General features: G+C 67.0%; 25 protein-coding genes. 1 reads left to right on the top strand and 24 read right to left on the bottom strand.

Features of this window, described 5'->3' with window-relative positions; all coding sequences use genetic code 11:
- Window positions 1-46: 46 nt before the first annotated feature.
- The 13 genes from CX676_RS05485 to CX676_RS05545 all read right to left on the bottom strand — a co-directional run bounded on the left by CX676_RS05485 (window position 47) and on the right by CX676_RS05545 (window position 10283).
- Complete coding sequence (locus CX676_RS05485; protein WP_101751720.1) at window positions 47-1354, bottom strand: GH1 family beta-glucosidase; 1308 nt, start codon at window positions 1352-1354, stop codon at window positions 47-49.
- 152 nt (window positions 1355-1506) lie between these two features.
- Window positions 1507-2286, bottom strand: coding sequence for a succinate dehydrogenase iron-sulfur subunit (locus tag CX676_RS05490; protein WP_101751721.1), 780 nt, complete (start codon window positions 2284-2286; stop codon window positions 1507-1509).
- Window positions 2287-2299: 13 nt separating this feature from the next.
- A complete protein-coding gene (locus tag CX676_RS05495; protein ID WP_101751722.1) occupies window positions 2300-3142 on the bottom strand; it encodes a hypothetical protein in 843 nt (280 codons plus the stop codon).
- A gap of 3 nt (window positions 3143-3145) precedes the next feature.
- Window positions 3146-3484 (bottom strand): hypothetical protein, encoded by a 339-nt coding sequence (locus CX676_RS05500; protein WP_232816590.1) that lies wholly within the window; start codon window positions 3482-3484, stop codon window positions 3146-3148.
- A gap of 7 nt (window positions 3485-3491) precedes the next feature.
- On the bottom strand, window positions 3492-3872 hold the full coding sequence (locus CX676_RS05505) for a hypothetical protein (RefSeq protein ID WP_101751723.1): 381 nt from the start codon (window positions 3870-3872) through the stop codon (window positions 3492-3494).
- A complete protein-coding gene (gene sdhA, locus CX676_RS05510) occupies window positions 3872-5674 on the bottom strand; it encodes a succinate dehydrogenase flavoprotein subunit (RefSeq protein ID WP_101751724.1) in 1803 nt (600 codons plus the stop codon). The genes CX676_RS05505 and sdhA overlap by 1 nt, the downstream gene beginning before the upstream one ends.
- Before the next feature lie 14 nt (window positions 5675-5688).
- Entirely contained in the window at window positions 5689-6066 is a 378-nt protein-coding gene (locus tag CX676_RS05515; RefSeq protein ID WP_101751725.1) for a succinate dehydrogenase, hydrophobic membrane anchor protein, read from the bottom strand.
- A 14-nt stretch (window positions 6067-6080) separates the two neighbouring features.
- Window positions 6081-6473, bottom strand: coding sequence for a succinate dehydrogenase, cytochrome b556 subunit (sdhC, locus tag CX676_RS05520; protein ID WP_101751726.1), 393 nt, complete (start codon window positions 6471-6473; stop codon window positions 6081-6083).
- Window positions 6474-6740: 267 nt separating this feature from the next.
- On the bottom strand, window positions 6741-7775 hold the full coding sequence (locus CX676_RS05525; protein ID WP_101751727.1) for a MaoC family dehydratase: 1035 nt from the start codon (window positions 7773-7775) through the stop codon (window positions 6741-6743).
- Window positions 7772-7978, bottom strand: a complete 207-nt coding sequence (locus CX676_RS05530; RefSeq protein ID WP_101751728.1) for a DUF1737 domain-containing protein — start codon at window positions 7976-7978, stop codon at window positions 7772-7774. The genes CX676_RS05525 and CX676_RS05530 overlap by 4 nt, the downstream gene beginning before the upstream one ends.
- Before the next feature lies 1 nt (window position 7979).
- Complete coding sequence (locus CX676_RS05535; RefSeq protein ID WP_101751729.1) at window positions 7980-8528, bottom strand: NnrU family protein; 549 nt, start codon at window positions 8526-8528, stop codon at window positions 7980-7982.
- 42 nt (window positions 8529-8570) lie between these two features.
- Window positions 8571-9419, bottom strand: coding sequence for an HpcH/HpaI aldolase/citrate lyase family protein (locus CX676_RS05540; protein WP_101751730.1), 849 nt, complete (start codon window positions 9417-9419; stop codon window positions 8571-8573).
- Between the two features lie 102 nt (window positions 9420-9521).
- Window positions 9522-10283: a sulfite exporter TauE/SafE family protein gene (locus tag CX676_RS05545; protein WP_198590286.1), complete on the bottom strand. Its 762-nt coding sequence runs from the start codon at window positions 10281-10283 to the stop codon at window positions 9522-9524.
- Between the two features lie 156 nt (window positions 10284-10439).
- On the opposite strand from CX676_RS05545, the gene mdh reads away from it, so the two are divergent.
- A complete protein-coding gene (mdh, locus tag CX676_RS05550) occupies window positions 10440-11402 on the top strand; it encodes a malate dehydrogenase (RefSeq protein ID WP_101751731.1) in 963 nt (320 codons plus the stop codon).
- Between the two features lie 108 nt (window positions 11403-11510).
- Here mdh and CX676_RS05555 read toward each other — a convergent pair whose 3' ends face one another.
- From CX676_RS05555 to CX676_RS05605, 11 genes are all read right to left on the bottom strand, one after another.
- On the bottom strand, window positions 11511-12293 hold the full coding sequence (locus tag CX676_RS05555; protein WP_101751732.1) for a crotonase/enoyl-CoA hydratase family protein: 783 nt from the start codon (window positions 12291-12293) through the stop codon (window positions 11511-11513).
- Window positions 12294-12302: 9 nt separating this feature from the next.
- Complete coding sequence (locus CX676_RS05560) at window positions 12303-12851, bottom strand: hypothetical protein (protein WP_101751733.1); 549 nt, start codon at window positions 12849-12851, stop codon at window positions 12303-12305.
- Window positions 12848-13705 carry a hydroxymethylglutaryl-CoA lyase gene (locus tag CX676_RS05565; protein ID WP_101751734.1) on the bottom strand — a complete coding sequence of 286 codons (858 nt, stop codon included), beginning with the start codon at window positions 13703-13705 and terminating at the stop codon, window positions 12848-12850. Before CX676_RS05565 ends, CX676_RS05560 begins: the two co-directional genes overlap by 4 nt.
- Window positions 13698-14366, bottom strand: coding sequence for a glutathione S-transferase family protein (locus CX676_RS05570; RefSeq protein WP_101751735.1), 669 nt, complete (start codon window positions 14364-14366; stop codon window positions 13698-13700). The genes CX676_RS05565 and CX676_RS05570 overlap by 8 nt, the downstream gene beginning before the upstream one ends.
- Window positions 14363-16303: an acetyl-CoA carboxylase biotin carboxylase subunit gene (locus tag CX676_RS05575; RefSeq protein WP_101751736.1), complete on the bottom strand. Its 1941-nt coding sequence runs from the start codon at window positions 16301-16303 to the stop codon at window positions 14363-14365. The genes CX676_RS05570 and CX676_RS05575 overlap by 4 nt, the downstream gene beginning before the upstream one ends.
- Before the next feature lie 76 nt (window positions 16304-16379).
- A complete protein-coding gene (locus CX676_RS05580; protein WP_101751737.1) occupies window positions 16380-16865 on the bottom strand; it encodes an O-acetyl-ADP-ribose deacetylase in 486 nt (161 codons plus the stop codon).
- On the bottom strand, window positions 16862-17515 hold the full coding sequence (locus CX676_RS05585; RefSeq protein WP_101751738.1) for an ankyrin repeat domain-containing protein: 654 nt from the start codon (window positions 17513-17515) through the stop codon (window positions 16862-16864). Before CX676_RS05585 ends, CX676_RS05580 begins: the two co-directional genes overlap by 4 nt.
- A complete protein-coding gene (locus tag CX676_RS05590) occupies window positions 17512-17919 on the bottom strand; it encodes an ASCH domain-containing protein (protein ID WP_101751739.1) in 408 nt (135 codons plus the stop codon). The genes CX676_RS05585 and CX676_RS05590 overlap by 4 nt, the downstream gene beginning before the upstream one ends.
- Window positions 17920-17928: 9 nt before the next feature.
- On the bottom strand, window positions 17929-19533 hold the full coding sequence (locus CX676_RS05595; protein ID WP_101751740.1) for a carboxyl transferase domain-containing protein: 1605 nt from the start codon (window positions 19531-19533) through the stop codon (window positions 17929-17931).
- A complete protein-coding gene (locus CX676_RS05600; RefSeq protein ID WP_101751741.1) occupies window positions 19530-21101 on the bottom strand; it encodes an AMP-binding protein in 1572 nt (523 codons plus the stop codon). The genes CX676_RS05595 and CX676_RS05600 overlap by 4 nt, the downstream gene beginning before the upstream one ends.
- Complete coding sequence (locus CX676_RS05605; protein ID WP_101751742.1) at window positions 21098-21601, bottom strand: lysozyme inhibitor LprI family protein; 504 nt, start codon at window positions 21599-21601, stop codon at window positions 21098-21100. Before CX676_RS05605 ends, CX676_RS05600 begins: the two co-directional genes overlap by 4 nt.

Raw genomic sequence — 21601 nt, forward strand, 5'->3', positions numbered from 1 at the left:
GAAAAATATCCCGGGGGAGGCCCGCAGGGCCGGGGGCAGCGCCCCCTTACCCCGCCAGCGCCTCGCGCAAAGCGTGCCAGCTGGCCTTGGGGGTGCGTTCCATCGTCTCGTAATCGACATGGACCAGCCCGAAGCGCGGCAAATAGCCGAGCGACCATTCGTAATTGTCGAGCAGCGACCAGTAGAAGAAGCTGCGCACGTCCACGCCCTCGGCCAGTGCCGCCTGCGCCGCCTGAAGATGCGCGGCGATATAGGCGATGCGGTTCGGGTCGTCGGTCTCATCGGCAAAGGCCACGCCGCTTTCGGTGATGTAGAGCGGCAGGTCGCCGGTATGGTCGCGCTTCAGCCGCACCAGGAACTCGGTCAGCCCCTCGGGGCGGATCTCCCAATCGATCTGGGTCTTTGGCAGCGGCCCCGGAACCTCGACCGTCTGCGGCCAGGGGCCGGGGGCATGGGCATAGTTCTTGCGGGTGTAGTAATTCACCCCCAGCCAGTCCAAGGGCTGCGCGATCATCGCCAGATCGTCCTGCCAGCCCTTCGGCAGATGCGGCTCCAGCCCCTCCATCGCCTCGGTCGGATAGCCCTGCCCCATCGCCGCCTGCACGAACCAGCGGTTATAGATCGCATCCTGCCGCGCCGCTGCCGCGCGGGCTTCGGCGCTGTCATCCGCCGGATGCGCGGTCTCGAAATTCAGGACCAGCCCCAGATGGTCGCGCGCGCCGTCGGCCCGCAGCGCGGCGATGGCGGTGCCATGCGCCAGCATGACGTGATGCATCGCATGGCCGGTCGCGCGGATGTCGCGCAGGCCCGGCGCGTGAAAACCCATGAAATGCGACAGCCACGAGATGCACCATGGCTCGTTCAGCGTCGCCGCCGTCTCGACCCGGTCGCCGATCCGCGCATAGACCGTCTGGCAGAAGCGGGCGAAGTGATCCACGATCTCGCGGTTCTGCCAGCCGCCGCGCGTGGCCAGTGCCGAGGGCATGTCCCAGTGGTGGAAGGTCAGGAAGGGTTTCAGCCCGCGCGCCAGCATCCCGTCAACCAGCCGGTCATAGAAATCCAGACCCTCGGGATTGACGGTCCGACCGTCCGGCAGCACCCGTGCCCAGGAGGTGGAAAAGCGATAGGCGTCGAACCCCGCGTCTTTCAGCAGGTCCAGATCGCTTTCCCACCGCAGGTAATGCTCGCAGCCGCGCGATCCGTCCTGTCCCTGAAAGGTATTGCCCGGCGTCGCGGCGAAGCTGTCCCAATGCGAGGGTCCGGTGCCGCCGAACTGCGTGCCCTCGATCTGGTAGGCCGAGGTCGCGGCGCCGAAGAGGAAGCCGGGCGGAAAGCTGGAACGCTTGGGGATCATGGCAATGCCCTCGTGACTGGCTGGCGGTGATTGTGTTAGCGGAAACATACACGCCCGCCCCGTCCCTCACGTCAACGTCCAATCGGCACTGGAAACGAAAAAGGGCGACCCGGAGGCCGCCCTTTCATCCAGTCCAGCAATCCAGGCCCAGCTCAGACGATCCGCTCGACCATCATGTGCTTGATCTCGGCGATGGCCTTCGCCGGGTTCAACCCCTTGGGGCAGGTATTGGTGCAGTTCATGATGGTGTGGCAGCGATAGAGCTTGAACGGGTCTTCGAGGTTGTCCAGCCGCTCGCCAGTGGCCTCATCGCGCGAGTCGATGATCCAGCGGTAGGCCGCCAGCAGCGCGGCCGGCCCCAGGTACTTGTCGCCGTTCCACCAGTAGCTCGGGCAGGAGGTCGAGCAGGAGGCGCAGAGGATGCATTCGTAAAGCCCGTCCAGCTTCTTGCGGTCCTCGATCGACTGCTTCCACTCGACGCCGGGCTCGGGCGATTTGGTGATCAGGTAGGGGTTGATGCTGGCGTGCTGGGCATAGAAATGGGTCAGGTCCGGCACCAGGTCCTTGACCACATGCATATGCGGCAGCGGATAGATCGAGATGTCGCCGGCAACCTCGTCGATGCCATAGATGCAGGCCAGGTGGTTGCCGCCGCCGATGTTCATCGCGCAGGAGCCACAGATGCCCTCGCGGCAGGAGCGGCGGAAGGTCAGGGTCGGGTCGATCTCGTTCTTGATCTTGATCAGCGCGTCCAGAACCATCGGCCCGGTCTTGTCGAGATCCAGCGTATAGGTGTCCAGCCGCGGGTTCTCGCCGCTGTCGGGGTCCCACCGATAGATCTTGAACACCTTGGTCCGGGTCGCCCCCTGCGGCGCGGGCCAGGTCTTGCCGACCGTGATCTTGCTGTTCTTGGGAAGGGTGAACTGGACCATGGGGTGCCTCTTCTTACAGGGTGCCGTCGGGCCGGTGATCGGCGTCAAACAGGTTCTGGGTGCTGGCGACAAGATTGGCCACCTTGGCCCGCGCCTGCGGATTGAGCGGCAAGCCGTTAAGCTGCCGCAGGAATTCGGTTGCGCCCGCGTTCAGGCGCTGCATCGAGCTGCCGGTCAGCGGCTCAAGCGCGGCGTGTTCTTCGGCGCTGATGCCGGCCAGCGCCAGAAGCTGGCGACCCGGACGCATCCGGTCGCGCTCGTCCACCAGCTCGAAATGGTGCAGGCGACCGGGGGCTGCGTCCTCGAGCCGGACCAGCAGATCGTCCCAGCCCGGCAGGTCGCGGGTCTCGGACAGGAATTCGTCATAGCTGCCGCCATAGCCATCGGTGCGCACCGCCTGCGCCCAGACACTAGCCTTCCACGCCTCCATCCGCCGGCTGTAGACGGCATAGACGGGAATCAGCGGCGCAAAGGCCCGGTCCAAGAGCGCGATGATGCGCGGCAGCGCCGGGTAAAGCCGGGTCTCGCCACCGTTGCCGGGCATGGCGCCGGCCAGGTTCTCGTGGCTGATCAGGACGGTGCGCCCGTCCTGCGGCAAGCCCTCGCAGACCGTCGCCACCGCCTCCATCAACCGCGCCTCGTCGCCACGCTCGCCATCGAGGCTATAGGCGATCGCCGCGCGGCCAAGCGGACGCATGGGGGTTCCGGCCTCGGGCGTGCGGATCACCAGCCGGTCGGCCAGCGCCGCGGCATTCTTCTGCAGGAAATGATGCAGCGAGGTCGTGCCGGTCTTCTGCACGCCCAGATGAACGATCACCCGGGGGTCGCTGCCTGCGGCTGACGAGGATTCCGCCATGGCCTAGCCCTGCCAGCGCGGCTGGTCATAGAGCGACACGGTCGGCGGCTGGCCCGAGCGGCGCATGACGCATTGGGCAAAGACATCCGAGGGGTCGCGCCCCATCAGCCGGTCGCTGCTGATCTCGAAGGAGACCGAACCATAGGGCCGCACGCCGCCATCGAAATCCGAGGCCATGCCGATGCCCACCTCGGTGCGTGGCGGCTGGCTCGAGGCCTGCACGTCGCGCAGGCAACTGCGCTCGGCCTGGTCGACCGGCACCGGCGCGCAGGCCCCCAGCACCGCCGCCAGAGGCAGCAGCGCGAGAAGGGTCAGGCGTGATCCGGTGCGGGTCAGGGTCATCTCAACCTCAGGCGGCAGTCGCCGCAGCGGCGGCGATGCACTGGGTCGTCGCCGGACGCTTGACGATGGCCGCGACGCTGTCACCCGCGCCCGAGGCACCGGCATTGGTCATCTGGGCGATGTCGATCAGCTCGGCCGTGGTGGCGTTTTTGACCACGCAATCCGTGTAGGGCGCGGTATTCGCCCCCGGCAGGCGCTTCGACATCTCGGCGTTGATGGTGGTGCGGGCGATGGCGCGCGAGGTGGCGTCGAGCACGGTCGGCGTGGTCGCAACCGGCGGCGGCGCAGTGGTCACCGGCGGTTGCCCGGTCATCGGCGTGACGGGAACGCAGGCAGTCACCGCAACGGCGGCGGCGGCCAGCAGGATCGGAAGGCGGAAGGAACGCATCAGTATACCCTTTTCTTCGGCGCGATCTTTTTCAGGTCGATCCCGCCCTCGTCCGCCTTGGTCAGCGGATCGAGATGGACGGGGCGATAGGCCAGTTTAACCGTGTTTCCGTCCACCCATGCAAGCGAGTGCTTGCGCCAGTTGGCGTCATCCCGCTCGGGCCAGTCCTCATGCGCATGGGCGCCGCGGCTTTCCTTGCGCGCCTCGGCGGCAACGATGGTCGCCATCGCGTTGGGCATGAGGTTTTCCAGTTCCAGCGATTCCATCAGGTCGCTGTTCCAGATCAGGCTGCGATCCGTAACCTTCACATCGCGCAGCTTGCCGGCGATCGCCTCCATCTTTTCTACGCCCTCGGCCAGGGTCTTGTCGGTTCGGAACACCGCCGCATCGGCCTGCATGGTGCGCTGCATCTCGTCGCGCAAGACCGCCGTCGGCACCGAACCATTGGCATTCCGGAGGCTGTCGAAGCGGACCATGATCTTGTCCACGGCATCCTTGTTCGTCGCCGGGATCGGCGCGGCGCGGTCGATGATCTCGCCGGCGCGGATGGCAGCGGCGCGGCCAAAGACCACGAGGTCGATGAGGCTGTTCGAGCCAAGCCGGTTCGCCCCGTGAACCGAGGCGCAGCCGGCCTCGCCCACCGCCATCAGGCCCGGGAAGATGCGGTCCGGGTGTTTCTCGGTCGGGTTCAGCACCTCGCCCCAGTAGTTCGTGGGGATGCCGCCCATGTTGTAATGGACCGTCGGCAGGATCGGGATCGGCTCGCGCGTCACGTCGACGCCGGCGAAGATCTTGGCCGATTCCGAGATACCCGGCAGGCGCTCATGCAGGCTTTCCGGCGGCAGGTGCATGAGGTTCAGGAACATGTGGTCCTTCTTCTCGCCCACGCCGCGACCCTCGCGGATCTCGATGGTGATGCAGCGCGACACCACGTCGCGGGAGGCCAGATCCTTGTAGGTCGGTGCGTAACGCTCCATGAAGCGTTCGCCCTCGCTGTTGGTCAGGTAACCGCCCTCGCCGCGCGCGCCCTCGGTGATCAGGCAGCCCGAGCCATAGATGCCGGTCGGGTGGAACTGCACGAATTCCATGTCCTGCAGCGGCAGGCCTGCGCGGGCCACCATGCCGCCACCGTCGCCGGTGCAGGTATGGGCCGAGGTGGCGCTGAAATAGGCGCGGCCATAGCCGCCGGTCGCCAGCACCACCATCTTGGCGTTGAAGACGTGGATGGTGCCATCGTCCAGCTTCCAGCAGACGACGCCGGTGCATTTGCCATCGGTGATGATCAGGTCGAGCGCGAAATACTCGATGAAGAATTCCGCATTATGCTTGAGGCTCTGGCCATACAGCGTGTGCAGGATGGCGTGGCCGGTGCGGTCGGCGGCGGCACAGGTGCGCTGCACCGGGGGGCCTTCGCCGAATTCGGTCGTGTGGCCGCCGAAGGGACGCTGGTAGATCTTGCCCTCTTCGGTGCGCGAGAAGGGAACGCCGTAATGTTCCAGCTCGTAGACCGCCTTCGGCGCCTCGCGCGCGAGATATTCCATCGCATCGGTGTCGCCCAGCCAGTCCGAGCCCTTCACCGTGTCATACATATGCCATTGCCAGCTGTCCGGGCCCATGTTGCCCAGGGAGGCGGCGATGCCGCCCTGCGCCGCAACGGTATGCGAGCGGGTTGGGAAAACCTTGGTCACGCAGGCGGTGCGCAGCCCCTGTTCGGCCATGCCAAGCGTGGCGCGCAGGCCAGCGCCGCCGGCACCGACGACAACCACGTCGTAATCATGCGTGTGGATTTCGTATTGGTCCATTGTGCTCTCAGCCCTCAGCCGGTGAATGCCATTTTCGCCAAGGCGAAGACCGCGGCGGCAATGACGCCCCAGCCGAAGATGACGGAAAAGATGATCGCGACCTTGCGCTCGGTCTCGTCGAGGTAATCGTCGATCATGATCCGCGTGCCCTTGATGAAGTGGATCATGCCCACGACGATGAACAGCGCGGTAACGATGGCCGGATAGGGCCGGCCGAAATAGGCGATGACGCCTTCGCGCGGCAGGCCGATGGCATTGCCGACGACCATCAGGAAGGCCGGCGTCAGGATGGCCAGCGCCACGGCGCTGACGGTCATGTGCCAGTGATGCAGAGTGCCGGTATGGCTAGCGCCCAGACCCTCGGCCGCTTTCAGAGGAGTGATATAACGCATCCGATTGGCCTTTCTCAGAGCAGGAACAGGATCAGGCTGATCAGGGTCAGCACCACCGAGCCGATGATGATCGCCCAGCTGGATTTCTTGGCGGTCTCGATCTCCATGCCCTTGCCGGCATCGTAGAAGAGGTGCCGGATGCCCGCGAGCGTGTGGTACCACAGCGCCCAGGCCGAGCCGAGCAGGACGAGGAAGCCGAACCAGCTGCGCAGGATGCCATCGACGAAGGCGAAATAGCCCGGGCTGGAGACGGCGGCGATCAGCCACCAGACCAGCAGCAGGATACCCGCGACCAGCGCGTGGCCGGTGATCCGCGTCAGGATCGAGGTCACCGCCGCGATGGGCAGCTTGTAGACCTGCAAATGCGGGGAAAGCGGGCGGTTGTTGCCCCGGTTCACATCAGCCATGCGTGGCCCTCCTGTGTCGCGTCTGGCGCGGGCCCGCTGTCTGTCCAGCACAACGGGCTGGCCGCGCGGGCTGGCGAATTGCGTTGCTTCTGTCCATCTTTCTGCCAAGTGTCACGGTCTTATGCCATACCCGATCACGATTTTCGCGGAATTTCGCCGCTTGTGATCACGCCCGCCCCGCTCGTGATCACAGAAGCCATGGCCGCCCCTACCCTGCGGAAATACCTTCGGGCGGTCCGGGGGCGCGATGCCCCCCGGCGCAGCGATTCACAGCGGCATCAGCGCCCAGTAATCCAGGTCCAGCAGCACCTCGGGCAGGTATTTCCCATCCTCGCCCTTCAAGGGGAAGCTGGCACTGTCGCCGGTTGTGGCAACAAGTCGCAGCCGGATGGCGCCGACGCCCGGCGCATCGGTCTCGGCCTTGTCCAGCACCTCGGACCAGGCGCGGATGGTCTTGCCTGCGAAGCAGGGATTGGCATGAGCGCCGGCATTCAGCGCCACGATCATCTGCGCATTGGCGAGCCCGTTGAAGCTGAGCGCGCGGGCCATGCTGATGACATGACCACCATAGATCAGCCGCTTGCCATCCTCGCGGTTGGTGGCGTCGAAATGCACCTTTGCGGTGTTCTGCCACAGCCGCGTGGCCAGCATATGCTCGGCCTCCTCGACGGTGACGCCATCGACATGGTCGATCTTCTCGCCGATGGCATAATCGCCCCAGCGATGCGGTTCGCCCGCAAGCTCGAAGTCGTAATCGCTGAAATCCAGCCCCTCGGGAATCACCAGGTCGGCGGCATCGACGACCTTCGCCAGATCCGGCACGACGGGTTCGGGCGCGGGCGCGGCGGCGTCGCGTTTACGCACCATCACCCAACGGACATAGTCCAGTACCGGCTGGTCCATCTGGTTCAGCCCCCGGGTGCGGACATAGACCACGCCGGATTTGCCATTGCTGTTTTCCTTCAGCCCGATCACCTCGGATTCCGAACGCAGCGTATCGCCCGGCCAGACCGGCAGCAGCCAGCGCCCCTCGGCATAGCCCAGGTTGGCGATGGCGTTCAGGCTGATATCTGGCACGGTCTTGCCGAAGACCGTGTGAAAGGCGATCAGGTCGTCCAGCGGGCTGCTTTCCAGCCCGTTCGCGGCGGCGAATTCGTCGCTGGAATAAAGCGCGTGCCGGGCGGGATAGAGCGCGTGGTAGAGGGCCCTTTCCCCCTCGGCCACCGTGCGCGGCACCGCGTGGCGGATCACCTGCCCGATGGCATAGTCCTCGAAGAAGCGGCCCGGATTGGTCTTGCTCATTGTTGTCCCAGTTTCAGGTCGGGGGAATAGGCGACATCGACCTCTTTGGTGATGGGCTGCGCCATGCGCATCACCCCCTTGACCGGGTCAAAGGCCATCGAGGCGCCGCCGTGCAGCGACCAGCCCTTGGACAGGGCCTCGCTGACGCGGTGGCAGAATTGCAGGGTGTCGTCTTCGGTAATGCAGCGGTAGAGGGTCGTCATCTCAGGCTCCGAACGGGTTATAGCCAAGCCAGGCGTGGATCAGGCCGATCACGCCAAAGACCAGAACCGCGCCGACGGCGGCCATGGCCTCCTTGCGGGCGGGAACGGCGGCGGGCGGCGTCCAGCTGGGCGCGGCGCGGTTGATGATGTTGATCTCGACCAGCGCCCACACCAGCAAGCCGCCGAACAAGACGAAGGACGGCAGATCGCCGTTCACCAGAAGATGCGCGAAGGCCCAGATCGCAAAACCCACCAGCTGCGGATGGCGGATGCGGCGGGTGATGCCGGTCTTCATGCCGGAGGCGGCGAAGAGATAGATCGCGAACAGCACCAGCAGGTTGTTGATGCCCTTCAGCATCGGCGACGGCCCCCACCAGACCGCGCCATCGGCGCTGCGATAGCCCCAGACCATCAGCACCACCGACAGGATCAGCAGGCCGGTGACCAGCCCCCTGCCCTTGTCACCGACTTGCGCCCGGTGTCCCGGTGCCGCGCGCTTCCACAGATGCGCGCCCCACCACAGTGCCACGCCCAGGATCAGGATCAGCATCTGGCTTCCTTTCGCTTGATGTCTGTCCCGCCCTGTCTGCCATCAGCTGGCGAGGGCTGCAATCGCCTGCGCCTGTTCCAGCATCTTGCGCGCCGTCGCCACATGCAGGTTCTCGACGATCCGGCCATCGACCACCGCGACGCCCTTGCCCTCGGCCGTTGCCGCCTCGAAGGCCTCGATCTGGCGGCGGGCAAGGCCCAGCTCGTCCTCGGTGGGCGCGAAGGCGGCATTGGCGATCTCGAGCTGCGCCGGGTGGATCAGCGTCTTGCCGTCAAAGCCCATGTCCCGGCCCTGCTCGCATTCGAAGCGCAGCCCGTCCTCGTCCTTGAAGGCGTTGAAGACGCCGTCGATGATGGTGATGCCATGCGCCTTGGCCGCCAGCAGGCACAGGCCCAGCCCGGTCAGCATCGCCAGACGGTCGGGGCGGAAACGCGAATTGATCTCCTTGGCCAGATCATTGGTGCCCATGACCATGCCACCAAGGCGCGGATGGGCGGCGATGGCGCCCGCGTTCAGCATCCCCTGTGCCGTCTCCATCATCGCCCAGAGCGGCAGGTCAGGGATGATCGCGGCCACCCGGTCAAGATCGGCGGGGCTGCTGACTTTGGGGATCAGCACCGCATCCGCCAACCCGGTCAGCGCCGCGCAGGCCTCGGCATCCGCCTGCCCCCATTCGGTGTCGAGCCCGTTGATCCGCACGATCCGCGCCCGCCCGCCATAGTCGTTCTGCAATGCTGCGGCGAGCTGATCCCGCGCGAAGGGCTTTTCCGCCGGCGAAACCGCATCCTCGAGGTCAAAGATGATCGCATCGGCAGCCAGCCCCCGCGCCTTTTCCATCGCACGGGCATTGGCGGCAGGGATGTAAAGCACAGAGCGATAGGGTCGGGCCATGGAATCCTCGCGGCAACAATCTTGCGCGAAACTGCCGCGTTGCGCCAGAAATGGCAAGACCGAATTTGCTGCACCGCAGAATAACCCTGCGGCATTGGGGGTTCAATCGGCAAGCAAACCGCTGCCCCCGTCCCAGATCAGCTTGATCGAGACGAGCAGCAAGGCCCAGGTGATGAACAGGTAAAAGGCGCGCGGCGGCATGATCTTGACCAGCCGCACCCCGGCCCAGACTGCGGCCAGCGCGACCGGGGTCAGCATCGCGGCGATGCCCAGGTTGCCGGGCGACAGCTGCCCCAGCGCGGCATAGGGGATCAGCTTCACCGCGTTGATGACCGCAAAGAACACCGTGACCGTCCCGGCATAGACCTGCGGCGCAAGGCGCAGCGGCTGGACATAGATCTGATAGGGCGCGGCGCCCGAATGGCTGACGAAGCTGGTATAACCGGCAATGCCGCCCCAGAAACTGGCCGCCGACCAGCGCCCGGGACGCGGCGGCCCCTCGGGCGCGCGGCGCAGAAGCGCGGTCAGGGCAAAGGCAAAGCCGATCAACCCGACGATCAACTCGACACCCTCGACCGGCACCAGGCTCGCGGTCAGCCAGCCGATCCAGACGCCCAGCAACGCGCCGGGCCAGAGCATCTTCAGCACCCGCCAGTCGGCATGACGCCAATAGGCGATCAGTCCGCCGATATCCGAGACGATGTAGACCGGCAGCAGGATCCCCGCCGCCTGGACCGGCGACATGACCAACGACAGAAGCGGCACCGACAGCACCGCCACCATCGACAGCCCGCCCTTGGCCAGACCCACGGCAATCGCCGCGATCACCGCCAGAACCCAGCCCGCCACCGACAATTCGATCATCTCACCCCGTCAACCCGTTACGCGCGCCCGAAAAGAATCTTTCGCCAGTTGCCCGCTTTAACCGTGTTAGCGCAAGCCCTCCCCGCCCGCTCTTGCGGTTTCGATCCCGAAGGACTACGCAACCCGCGACTTGAACAGCCAAACCGGAGGTTTTCCATGGCCCGACCCAAGATCGCACTTATCGGTGCGGGGCAGATCGGCGGCACGCTGGCGCATCTGGCCGCGATGAAGGAACTGGGTGATGTCGTCATGTTCGACATTGCCGAGGGCACGCCCCAGGGCAAATCGCTCGACATCGCGGAATCGGGCCCCTCGGAAGGCTTCGATGCCGTCATGAAGGGCACGAACGACTATGCCGACATCGCCGGCGCCGATGTCTGCATCGTGACCGCAGGCGTGCCGCGCAAGCCGGGCATGAGCCGCGACGACCTGCTGGGCATCAACCTCAAGGTGATGAAGTCGGTCGGCGAAGGCATCAAGCAGCACGCCCCGAACGCCTTCGTGATCTGCATCACCAACCCCCTCGACGCGATGGTCTGGGCCCTGCAGCAGTTCAGCGGCCTGCCCGCCGAAAAGGTCGTCGGCATGGCCGGCGTGCTGGATTCGGCCCGCTTCCGCCACTTCCTGTCGCTCGAATTCGGCGTGTCGATGCGCGACGTGACGGCCTTCGTGCTGGGCGGCCATGGCGACACCATGGTGCCGCTGGCCCGCTATTCGACCGTTGCCGGCATTCCGCTGCCGGATCTGGTCAAGATGGGCTGGACGACGCAGGAGAAACTGGACGCCATCGAGCAGCGCACCCGTGACGGTGGCGCCGAGATCGTCGGCCTCTTGAAGACCGGTTCGGCCTTCTATGCGCCCGCCACCAGCGCCATCGAGATGGCCGAAGCCTATCTGAAGGACCAGAAGCGCGTCCTGCCCTGCGCCGCCTATGTGGATGGCGCTTACGGGCTGAACGGTCTCTATGTCGGCGTGCCGACGGTGATCGGCGCCAAGGGCATCGAGAAGATCATCGACATCAAGCTGGACAAGGCCGAGCAGGCCATGTTCGACAAGTCGGTCGATGCGGTGAAGGGCCTCGTGGCCGCCTGCAAGCAGATCGATCCGAGCCTCGCCTGAGGCTTCTTTCCGGGCAGCAGGTCTGGCCGGAAATCGACAGAAAATCAAACGCCTGCCGGATGATCTTCCGGCAGGCGTTTCACTTTCCCGTCGCCCGGTTTGCGGGCTCTACGACTGCCAGCGCGGCTTGCGCTTGTCGAAGAAGGCGCCGATGCCCTCGGGCGCCTCGTCGCCTTCCCAGGCCGCGACCAGCCGGTCGATGCTGTCATTGATCCGCGCCTCGTCGATCACCGGGCCATAGGCGCGGCATTGCGCCTTGGCCGCCGCGACGGCACCCGGGGCGGCCTGCAGGAAGGGCGCGATCTCGGCCTCGACCGCCGCGTCCAGATCGGCCGGATCGACGGCGGCGGCGGCCAGGTTCAGCCGCACGGCCTCCTCAGCGTCGAAGAGCCGGGCCGAGAAGAATACCCGCCGCGCCTTGTCCTCGCCCATGCGCGCCAGCACATAGGGGCCGATGGTGGCGGGGATCAGCCCCAGACGCACCTCGGTCAGCCCGAATTTTGCGCCCCGCGCGGCAATCGCGATGTCGCAGACCGCCATCATGCCGATGCCGCCACCGAAGGCATTCCCCTGCACCCGGGCGATCAGCGGCTTGGGCAGCAGGTTCAGCCCGTTCAGCATCATCGCGAGCTTGCGCGCGCCCTGCCGCCGTGTCTCGGCGTCAGAGCCCATCTGCTGGCGCATCCAGCCGAGATCACCCCCGGCACAGAAGCTGGCCCCCTCGCCCGCCAGCACCACCACGCGCACCGCCGGATCGGCGCCCAGCTGCTGCGCGGCCTCGGTCAGCTCGGCGATCATCTCGGCCGAAAGCGCGTTGTGCTTCTCGGGGCGTGCCAGCCAGAGCGTGGCCACGCCGCGGGCGTCGGTGTCGATGCGGATGGTGTTGAACATGGAAACTCCTCAGGAGATGTCGAATTGCCAGACGGGGGTGATGGCGCAGGACGCCCCGCCCGCCCGCGTGGCGGAAAACTGGCCGAGCCAGGCGCGGTAATGGCCGGGGTTCATCGGTTCGACGAAGCCCAGTTGCTGCGGCAGTGAGGCCGAGGCGATGGCACCCGAGGTCGAGCCGGTCACGCTCGAGCCTGCCAGCGCGGATTGGCGGGGAAGCTCCTGCCAGCCGCTTGCCGTCTGCTGCTGCAGCCGCGAGGCCGCGCCCGGCAGGCTCAACCGGATCGGACCGCCGCCGCGATAGGCATAGGCGCGCAGGAACAGCGATTGCCCCGATGCGCTGGCCGCAGAGATGCGGGCTGGCGCGAACAATTCGATCGCGTAACCGTCGCAGTTGCGATAGCCGATGCGGCGCAGCCCGGCGCGCTGTGAGGCATAGCTCGCCTGCGCCTGCCCCTGACCGGCAGCGATGGGGACATTGCCAACCGGCGCAACCGTTGCGCCCGGCGCCGCCGCGCAGCCCGCCAGTAGCAGCGCGGCAAAGGTGGCGCGGAAGCTCACGGCCCGACCCGCATGGCCCGCGCCATGTTCGCCGCCTGATCGATGACAGTCATGTTCAGCCCGGTGTCAAAACCCCGCGCCGCCAGATGGTTGGCCACCAGCTCGGTCGCCACATTGCCCTTGGCGCCCGGCGCATAGGGGCAGCCGCCAAGACCGCCAACCGCCGCGTCAAAGACCCGAAGGCCCCGCGCGAGGCTGGCGTCGATGTTCTGCAACGCCCGGCCCGCCGTGTCGTGGTAATGCCCGGCCAGCTGCGCGGCGGGCATTTCGTCCAGTACCACGGCCAGCATGGCGTCGATCTTCTCCGGTGTCGCCTGCCCGATCGTGTCGCCAAGCGAGACCTCATAGCAGCCCATGTCCCGCAGCGCCGCGACAACGCGGGCCACGTCGGCGGGCGGCACGTCGCCCTCGAACGGGCTGTCGGTCACCATCGAGACATAGCCCCTGACCGGGATGCCATCGGCCCGCGCCGCCTCAGCCACCGGGGCGAAACGCTCGAGGCTTTCGGCGATGGTGGCGTTCAGGTTGGCCTTGCTGAAGGCCTCCGAGGCGCTGGCGAAAATGGCGATCTCGCTGGCCTTGGCAGCCTTGGCCCCTTCGTAGCCCTTCAGGTTCGGGGTCAGCACTGCATAGCTGATGCCCGGCGCGCGGGTGATGCCCGCCATGACCTCGGCGGCATCGCTCATCTGCGGCACCCATTTCGGGCTGACGAAGCTCGTGACCTCGATCCGCCGAAACCCGGCGGTCGAGAGCAGATCGACCAGCGCAATCTTCTCCGCCGTCGGGATCAGGCGCTTCTCGTTCTGCAGCCCGTCACGCGGACCCATCTCGAAGATTTCGACCGTCTCAGACATCGGGCACCTCGTAAAATTCATTGGTATAGATCAGGGTCGAGCCGGGTTTCGGCAGCGCCGCCTGAAAGGCCGGGCGCGCGGCGCAGCGGGCGGCATAGGCGGCCAGCAAGGGGCGGTCATCGAAGCGGACAAAGCGTTCGGCCACCCAGACGGTCCAGCCGACCTGGCAATCGACGCCGGAGAAGTCGCCTAGCAGCCAGTCACGGCCCTGCAGCCCGGCCTCGACCAGACGCAGCGCGCGCGACAGCCGCGCCGCCTCAAGCTTCATCACCGTGGGCGAGCGTTGCCAGGCCTCGCGCAAGACGATGTGATGCTGGCTGAGATTGGCGATATGCTGCCCCAAGGTCTCGCCGAAATGCACCCAGTCCAGCCATTGCGCGCGCTGGGGCGAACCCGGCGCGCGACCCAGATGGGGGGCGCGGGTCTCGCAGAGCCATTCGGTGATGGCCCCGGATTCATGCAGCGTGACGGCGCCATCCTGAAGCGTCGGCACACGCCCGACCGGGGTGATCGCGGCATAGGGCGGCCGGCGCATCGAGCCGTCGAAGAAATCCAGTTCCTCGACGGCGAAGTCGCAGCCGATCTCGTGCAGAAGCCACAGCACCCGCATCGAGCGCGATTGCGGCGCGTGCCAGAGGATCGGCTGCGGCGCGGGGCTCATGCCGCCGCCTCGGCCTCTTCCTCGAGACGGATCAGCGGCGCGCCGGCCTCGACCTGATCACCCGATTTCGCGAAGACCTCGGCCACCACGCCATCGCGGGCGGCGGTCAGGCTGTGCTCCATCTTCATCGCTTCCAGCACCGCCAGACGGTCGCCTGCCTTGACTGCCTGCCCGGCCTCGACATGGACCGATTTCACCAGCCCCGGCATCGGCGACAGCGTCAGCGCGCTGCCCCCGGCCCCGCCATCGTCCCGCGCCAACGGGTCGAGCGGCACCAGCGTCACGGTGCGGCCGCCAAAGACGCTGACCCCGGCATCGTGGCTGACGATGCGGTTTCGGCGCAGGTGCTGGTCGACCCACCAGCGATCGCCCTGCCAGCGCACCTCATGGGCAGTGCCATCCTCCAGCGTCACCCGCGCGGCGCCCGGCCCCTCGACCTCCAGCACCGCCTCGCCGCCGTCCCAGGCAATGGTGCGGCGCAAGGGCTGCCACAGCGTCATGCCGCCCTTGACGGTCGGATCGGCCAGACCGGCCAGCCCGACGACGCCAAGCGCTACCGCAGCAGGGTCGGGCTGCGCCGCCCGGACCAGATCATCCAGATCGCGGCCGATGAGGCCGGTATCAACCTCGCCCTTGCGGAAGCCCTCGTGCCGGGTCAGGGCAATGAGGAAATCGACATTGGTGACGCTGCCCGCGACCTCGGTATCGACCAGCGCGCGTTCCAGCGCACGCAGCGCGATGGCGCGGGTGGGGCCATAGGTCACCACCTTGGCGATCATCGGGTCATACCAGGGGCTGATCGTGTCGCCCTGCCGCACGCCGGTCTCGATCCGCGCATGGTCGGGAAACTGCAGATGCGCCAGCCGCCCGGTCGCCGGCAGGAAGCCCGCCGGCACGTCCTCGGCATAAAGCCGGGCCTCGAAGGCATGGCCGTGGATGTGCAGATCTTCCTGTCGGGCAGGCAGCGGCTCGCCACTGGCGACGCGCAATTGCCATTCGACCAGATCGACGCCGGTGATCAGCTCGGTCACCGGATGCTCGACCTGCAAGCGGGTGTTCATCTCCATGAACCAGAACCCGTCCTCGCGCAGGCCGCGCGAGCCATCGACGATGAATTCGATGGTGCCGGCGCCCTTGTAACCGATGGCCTCGGCGGCGCGGGTGGCGGCGGCACCCATGACCTTGCGGATCTCGGGCGGCATGTCGGGGGCCGGGGCCTCTTCGATCACCTTCTGGTGGCGGCGCTGCAACGAGCAGTCGCGCTCGAACAGGTGAACCGCGCGATGGCCGTCACCGAAGACCTGCACCTCGATATGGCGCGGCTGCAGGATGTATTTCTCGATCAGCACATCGGGGTTGCCAAAGGCCTTCTGTGCCTCGGACCGGGCCGATTCCAGCGCATCGGCGAAACCCTTCGGTTCCTCGACCATGCGCATCCCCTTGCCGCCACCGCCGGCCACGGCCTTGATCAGCACCGGATAGCCGATCTTGCCCGCCTGCTGGGCGAGGTAGTCGGGGTCCTGATTGGCGCCGTGATAGCCCGGCACCACCGGCACCCCGGCCTTTTCCATCAGCGCCTTGGCCGCGTCCTTCAGCCCCATGGCCCGGATCGCCTTGGCCGAGGGACCGATGAACACCAGCCCCGCCGCCTCGACCGCATCGACGAATTCGGGGTTTTCCGACAGGAAGCCATAGCCGGGATGGATCGCCTCGGCCCCGGTCTCCTTGGCAGCGGCGATGATGAGATCGCCCTTCAGATAGCTGCCGGCGGGCGCGGGCCCGCCCAGGTAGACGGCCTCGTCGGCCATGGCCACGTGGCGCGCGCCACGGTCGGCATCGGAATAGACGGCGACGGTCGCAACCCCCAGCTTGCGGCAGGTGTCGATGACGCGGCAGGCGATTTCGCCCCGGTTGGCGATCAGGATCTTCTGGAACATGTCGGCTCCTCGGCTTGGCGTTGGCCGGGGGCTTCGCGCCCCCGGACCCCCGCGGGATATTTGGACCAGGTGATGGTCATGACAGCGCCTCTGCAAGCAGTTGCGCGGTGGCGGAATCGAAGGCGACCAGCGTGACGGTCAGTCCGTCGCCATGGTCGCGGATGGTGGTGGCGGCAATCCGGGCGGCCTGATCGGCGGGGAAGCCGTAAATGCCGGTCGAGATGGCTGGGAAAGCGATGCTGGTCAGCCCATGCTCGCGGGCCAGCGCGAGGCTGTTGCGATAGGCCGAGGCCAGCAACTCGGCCTCGCCCGCATCGCCGCCCTTCCAGACCGGCCCCACGGTGTGGATGACATGACGGGCTTTCAGCTTGTGCCCCCCGGTGATCCGCGCCTCGCCCGTCGGGCAGCCGCCAAGTGTGCGGCATTCGGCCAGCAGCCCGGGACCGGCAGCGCGGTGGATGGCGCCATCGACGCCGCCCCCGCCCAGAAGCGAGGCATTCGCCGCGTTGACGATGGCATCCACGTCAAGCGTGGTGATGTCGCCCTGCCAGACCCGGATCATCGCCCGCCCTCCGCTGCGATCTGCGCAGCCATGGCGTCGAACCCCATGCGCTCGGCATGTTGCCGGGGCGTGACCCCCTCGTGATCAGCGATATTCGGATCGGCGCCGGCCTGAAGCAGCAGCGCGACGATCTGTTGATGGCGCGCCCCGCCATCGGCCAGGATCACCGCCTCCATCAGCGCGGTCCAGCCGAGCCGGTTCACATGGTTCACATCGACCCCGGCGGCGATCAGCTCGCGCACCGTCTCGACATGGCCGCGCTCGGCCGCGGGGATCAGCGCGGTGCCGCCAAAGCGGTTGAGGTCGGTCAGATCGGCACCATGGGCCAGCGTCAGGCGCAGGATCTCCAGATGGCCGCGCGCCCCGGCATAGAGATAGGGCGTATCCTCGATCCCGTCCTTGGCATTCACATCGGCACCCGCCTCGATCAGCGCGCGGGCGGCCTCGACATGGTTCAGGTGGGTGGCAATCAGCAGGGCGGTCTCGCCCTTGGTGTTGCGGGTGTCCGCAGGTGTGCCCGTGGCAAGCTCGGACTGGATCGCGACAGCATCACCGCTGGCGGCGGCGCGCAGCAGCGCCGCCCCATCGGCCGCGGCGGGACCGGCGGCCAGCAGGGCGGGGATCAGCAGATGCCGCGCCAACCCTGTCATGCCAGCACCTCGACCAGCCGGAAGCGTTCGCAGACCAGTTCCATCTCGGGATCGAAGCCGCCATTGCGGGTGAAGAAGGCGATATGCCCGGTTTTCCAGTCCTCGAAATCGCCCTCGCCCTCGGCCAGCGCGAATGCCTCGGGCACGTCGCAGAAGCGGCGGATGGTGACCTCCACGGTCTCGATCCTCAGCGCGGGTTTGCCCTCCCAATCGAGCGCAATGTCCTGCCGCCCGACCACGGGCATCTCCTCGCCGTCCGCCTGGAAATCGCGCAGCGCGCCGCAGGTCGCGGTTTTCGTCCCCGCGCGGACCAGCCCGAGAAGCCGTTCGTTCAACGCGCGGGAATCCCCGAAGGTGAAGCCCACCGGGTTCTCGCTCGCCAAAATATCCCCGCCGGAGGCCATGATCCGCCCTTACATCCGGAAGACGCCGAAGCGCGTCGGTTCGATGGGTGCGTTCAGCGAGGCGCGCAGCGACAGCGACAACACCTCGCGGGTCTTCCTCGGATCGACGATGCCATCGTCCCAGAGCCGGGCCGAGGCATAGAGCGGGTGGCTCTGCCGTTCGAACATCTCGATGGTGGGGCGTTTGAATTCGGTCTCTTCCTCGGCCGACCAAGTGCCGCCCTTGCGCTCGATCCCGTCGCGGCGGACGGTGGCCAAGACGCCTGCCGCCTGTTCGCCGCCCATGACCGAGATGCGGCTGTTGGGCCAGGTCCAGAGGAAGCGGGGCGAGTAGGCGCGACCGGCCATGCCGTAATTGCCGGCGCCGAAGCTGCCGCCGACCAGCATGGTGATCTTCGGCACCGAGGTCGTCGCCACCGCCGTCACCATCTTGGCGCCGTGCCGCGCGATGCCCTCGTTCTCGTATTTGCGCCCGACCATGAAGCCGGTGATGTTCTGCAGGAACACCAGCGGGATCGAGCGCTGGCTGCAGAGCTCGATGAAATGCGCGCCCTTGATCGCGCTTTCCGAGAAGAGAACGCCGTTATTGGCGACGATGCCGACCGGGCAGCCCTCGATATGGGCGAAGCCGGTCACAAGCGTCTCGCCGAAGCGGGCCTTGAACTCGTCGAAACGCGAGCCGTCGACGACGCGGGCAATGACCTCGCGGATGTCATAGGGGGTGCGCAGATCGCCCGGCACCACGCCGAGTATCTCCTCGGGATCATAGGCCGGGGCCTCGGGCGTCTGCCAGACCACGGTCTGCGGCAGGCGGCGGTTCAACTGCGCCACCGCGCGGCGGGCCAGCGCCAGCGCATGGGCGTCATCCTCGGCCAGATAATCGGCCACGCCCGACAGGCGCGTATGCACATCGCCGCCGCCCAGATCCTCGGAACTGACCACCTCGCCGGTGGCCGCGCGCACCAGCGGCGGGCCGGCAAGGAAGATGGTGCCCCGGTTGCGCACGATGATCGAGACATCGCACATGGCCGGCACATAGGCACCGCCCGCCGTCGAGGACCCCATCACCACCGCGATCTGCGGGATACCACGGGCCGACATGTTGGCCTGGTTGTAGAAGATGCGGCCGAAATGTTCGCGGTCGGGGAAGACCTCGTCCTGATTGGGCAGGTTCGCCCCGCCGCTGTCGACCAGATAGACGCAGGGCAGGTTGCACTCGGCGGCGATCTCTTGCGCGCGCAGGTGCTTCTTCACCGTCAGCGGGTAATAGGTGCCGCCCTTGACCGTCGCGTCATTGGCCACGACCATCAGGTCCTGACCCTGAACCTTGCCGATCCCGGCAATCACGCCCGCGCCCGGCGCATCGCCGTCATACATGCCATGGGCGGCGGTGGCGCCGATCTCGAGGAAGGCGCTGCCCGGATCCAGCAGGTTCGCCACCCGTTCGCGCGGCGGCATCTTGCCGCGCGAGGTGTGACGCTCCATTGCCTTCGGCCCGCCGCCGGCGAGAACCGCATCGGCGGCCTCGCGCGCCGTGGCGAGCAGCGCAAGATGCGCCTCGCGATTGGCGCGGAACGTATCGGAATTGGTCAGGGCCTGGGATTTCAGCTTCATGTTGGCTCCTCGATTTCGGCCTCGGCAAGCTTGCGCAATTCGCGGCGCATGACCTTGCCGGTCACGGTCATGGGAAGGGCGTCGAGAAAGGCGATCTCGCGCGGATAGGAATGGGCGGCAGAGAGGCGGCGGGCATGGGCCTGCAACTCGGCCGCAAGTTCATCCGTTGGTTGCACATCTGAACGCAGGACGATGTAAGCCTTGACGATTTCTGTTCGCAGCTGGTCGGGCTTGCCGATCACGCCGGCCTGCGCCACTGCCGGGTGCTTCAGCAGGCAATCCTCGATCTCCGAGGGGCCGATGCGGTAACCGGCGCTGGTGATCACGTCATCGTCGCGGCCGACAAAGCGGATATAGCCGTCCTCGATCACGCCGCGATCGCCGGTCAGCATCCAGTCGCCACGGAATTTTTCCTCGGTGGCCTCGGGGCGGTTCCAGTAGCCCAGCATCATGCTGCCCGCGCCGCGCCGGATGGCGATGTCGCCCTCGCCCGCCGTCGGTTGGCCGGCCGCGTCGACCACCTGCACGTCAAAGCCCGGCACCGCCTTGCCGATGGCACCGGGACGGGCCGGGAACAGCGAGGCGGCAGAGCTGGCGACCATGTTGCACTCGGTCTGGCCGTAGAATTCGTTGATCGTCAGGCCGAAGGCGCGCTGGCCCCAGTCGAGCATCTCTGCCCCCAGCGTCTCGCCGCCCGAGGCGACGCTGCGCAGGCCGGGGACCCCCACATCCGCCGCCTTCAGCATCTTCAGCGCGGTGGGCGGGAAGAAGATGTTGCGCACGCCGCAATCTGCGATCAGCCGGGTGACGGCGGCGGGGTCGAATTTCGGCATCCGCGCCGCCACGACCGGCACGCCAAGCGCCAGCCCCGGCATCAGCACATCGAAAAGCCCGCCGATCCAGGCCCAGTCCGCCGGGGTCCAGAGGCAGTCGCCGGGCTGACCCAGAAGGTCATGGCTCATCTCGACGCCGGGCAGATGGCCGGTCAGTACCCGGTGCCCATGCAACGCCCCCTTGGGCGCGCCAGTGGTGCCAGAGGTGTAGATAATTACCGCTGGGTCTTCCGGGCCGGTCTCGCGCGTAGCAAAAACCCCGGCCTCGGGCAGACCATCCTCGGGCACGATGACCCGCAGATCGGGGAAGCCCGCCAGCATCTCGCGGCCCTCGGGATCGGCGATCACGGTGCGGACGCCGGCATCGGTGAGACGCAGCGCCAGCGCTTCGGGGCCGAAAAGCTTGAACAGCGGGATCGAGATGGCGGCGGATTTCCACACGGCCAGATGGGCGGCGGCGGTCCAGGCCGATTGGGTCCGCAGCACGGCGACCCGTTCGCCGCGCTCGGCGGCGAGCGCATGGGCCAGACGGTCGGTCATAGCGGCCAGATCGCCAAAGGTCACGGCGTGCGGGCTGCCGTCATGCTCGATGATCGCGGTGGCGTCAGCGGGATGAGCGAGGCATTGATCGGCCATGTTCAGCCGCGCCGGAAAAGTCCAGCGAAAGCCCGCGCGCAGGTCCTCGTAGCTGCCCGAGGGCGGCAGGAGCGCGTGCGGGCTTTCGCCGGTCGTCATTGCACCAGCCCCGAAACTTCGGCCTCGACCTCGACCGCGCGCTGGCCGGTCAGGTACAGCTCGCAACTGATCTCTGCCGGACCGGCCCCCGAACCGCCGCGCATCCGGCTGGCGGCGAAGGTGCATTCGGCCTCGCGCCACGCAAGCCAGGCCTTTTGGGCGGCCTCGAAAGCGGCGGCCTGCGACCTGCCGGGACCTTCGGCATCGTCGGCCGTCAGCGCCGCGTGCATTTCGTCATAGCTCTGGTTCAGGCTGGTCTTCCAATAGTCCAGTTCCCAACCCGCGCATTCCGATTGGGCGATGGTGTTCGGTGTCTCGGCCGCCTCGATGCACTGGGTTCTGGCCAGCCCGACACAGGCCAGACGGCCCGCGACATCCTCGGCCGCACGGATGCAGGTTTCGGCTGCGGTCACGGCGGCAGTTGCGCCATCGGCCGGCGCGTCCTGCGCCATGGCGGGAAGCGGCAGGGCCAGACAGGCCAGGATCATTACTTTCTGCAT

This window comes from Paracoccus zhejiangensis, from assembly GCF_002847445.1.
In the GTDB taxonomy this organism is placed as follows: domain Bacteria; phylum Pseudomonadota; class Alphaproteobacteria; order Rhodobacterales; family Rhodobacteraceae; genus Paracoccus; species Paracoccus zhejiangensis.

What these genes read in the sequence shown, in the direction of transcription:
- CX676_RS05485 (WP_101751720.1), bottom strand. Translation starts at nt 1,354, where the DNA reads ATGATCCCCAAGCGTTCCAGCTTTCCGCCCGGCTTCCTCTTCGGCGCC.
- CX676_RS05490 (WP_101751721.1), bottom strand. Translation starts at nt 2,286, where the DNA reads ATGGTCCAGTTCACCCTTCCCAAGAACAGCAAGATCACGGTCGGCAAG.
- CX676_RS05495 (WP_101751722.1), bottom strand. Translation starts at nt 3,142, where the DNA reads ATGGCGGAATCCTCGTCAGCCGCAGGCAGCGACCCCCGGGTGATCGTT.
- CX676_RS05500 (WP_232816590.1), bottom strand. Translation starts at nt 3,484, where the DNA reads ATGACCCTGACCCGCACCGGATCACGCCTGACCCTTCTCGCGCTGCTG.
- CX676_RS05505 (WP_101751723.1), bottom strand. Translation starts at nt 3,872, where the DNA reads ATGCGTTCCTTCCGCCTTCCGATCCTGCTGGCCGCCGCCGCCGTTGCG.
- sdhA (WP_101751724.1), bottom strand. Translation starts at nt 5,674, where the DNA reads ATGGACCAATACGAAATCCACACGCATGATTACGACGTGGTTGTCGTC.
- CX676_RS05515 (WP_101751725.1), bottom strand. Translation starts at nt 6,066, where the DNA reads ATGCGTTATATCACTCCTCTGAAAGCGGCCGAGGGTCTGGGCGCTAGC.
- sdhC (WP_101751726.1), bottom strand. Translation starts at nt 6,473, where the DNA reads ATGGCTGATGTGAACCGGGGCAACAACCGCCCGCTTTCCCCGCATTTG.
- CX676_RS05525 (WP_101751727.1), bottom strand. Translation starts at nt 7,775, where the DNA reads ATGAGCAAGACCAATCCGGGCCGCTTCTTCGAGGACTATGCCATCGGG.
- CX676_RS05530 (WP_101751728.1), bottom strand. Translation starts at nt 7,978, where the DNA reads ATGACGACCCTCTACCGCTGCATTACCGAAGACGACACCCTGCAATTC.
- CX676_RS05535 (WP_101751729.1), bottom strand. Translation starts at nt 8,528, where the DNA reads ATGCTGATCCTGATCCTGGGCGTGGCACTGTGGTGGGGCGCGCATCTG.
- CX676_RS05540 (WP_101751730.1), bottom strand. Translation starts at nt 9,419, where the DNA reads ATGGCCCGACCCTATCGCTCTGTGCTTTACATCCCTGCCGCCAATGCC.
- CX676_RS05545 (WP_198590286.1), bottom strand. Translation starts at nt 10,283, where the DNA reads ATGATCGAATTGTCGGTGGCGGGCTGGGTTCTGGCGGTGATCGCGGCG.
- mdh (WP_101751731.1), top strand. Translation starts at nt 10,440, where the DNA reads ATGGCCCGACCCAAGATCGCACTTATCGGTGCGGGGCAGATCGGCGGC.
- CX676_RS05555 (WP_101751732.1), bottom strand. Translation starts at nt 12,293, where the DNA reads ATGTTCAACACCATCCGCATCGACACCGACGCCCGCGGCGTGGCCACG.
- CX676_RS05565 (WP_101751734.1), bottom strand. Translation starts at nt 13,705, where the DNA reads ATGTCTGAGACGGTCGAAATCTTCGAGATGGGTCCGCGTGACGGGCTG.
- CX676_RS05570 (WP_101751735.1), bottom strand. Translation starts at nt 14,366, where the DNA reads ATGAGCCCCGCGCCGCAGCCGATCCTCTGGCACGCGCCGCAATCGCGC.
- CX676_RS05575 (WP_101751736.1), bottom strand. Translation starts at nt 16,303, where the DNA reads ATGTTCCAGAAGATCCTGATCGCCAACCGGGGCGAAATCGCCTGCCGC.
- CX676_RS05580 (WP_101751737.1), bottom strand. Translation starts at nt 16,865, where the DNA reads ATGATCCGGGTCTGGCAGGGCGACATCACCACGCTTGACGTGGATGCC.
- CX676_RS05585 (WP_101751738.1), bottom strand. Translation starts at nt 17,515, where the DNA reads ATGACAGGGTTGGCGCGGCATCTGCTGATCCCCGCCCTGCTGGCCGCC.
- CX676_RS05590 (WP_101751739.1), bottom strand. Translation starts at nt 17,919, where the DNA reads ATGGCCTCCGGCGGGGATATTTTGGCGAGCGAGAACCCGGTGGGCTTC.
- CX676_RS05595 (WP_101751740.1), bottom strand. Translation starts at nt 19,533, where the DNA reads ATGAAGCTGAAATCCCAGGCCCTGACCAATTCCGATACGTTCCGCGCC.
- CX676_RS05600 (WP_101751741.1), bottom strand. Translation starts at nt 21,101, where the DNA reads ATGACGACCGGCGAAAGCCCGCACGCGCTCCTGCCGCCCTCGGGCAGC.
- CX676_RS05605 (WP_101751742.1), bottom strand. Translation starts at nt 21,601, where the DNA reads ATGCAGAAAGTAATGATCCTGGCCTGTCTGGCCCTGCCGCTTCCCGCC.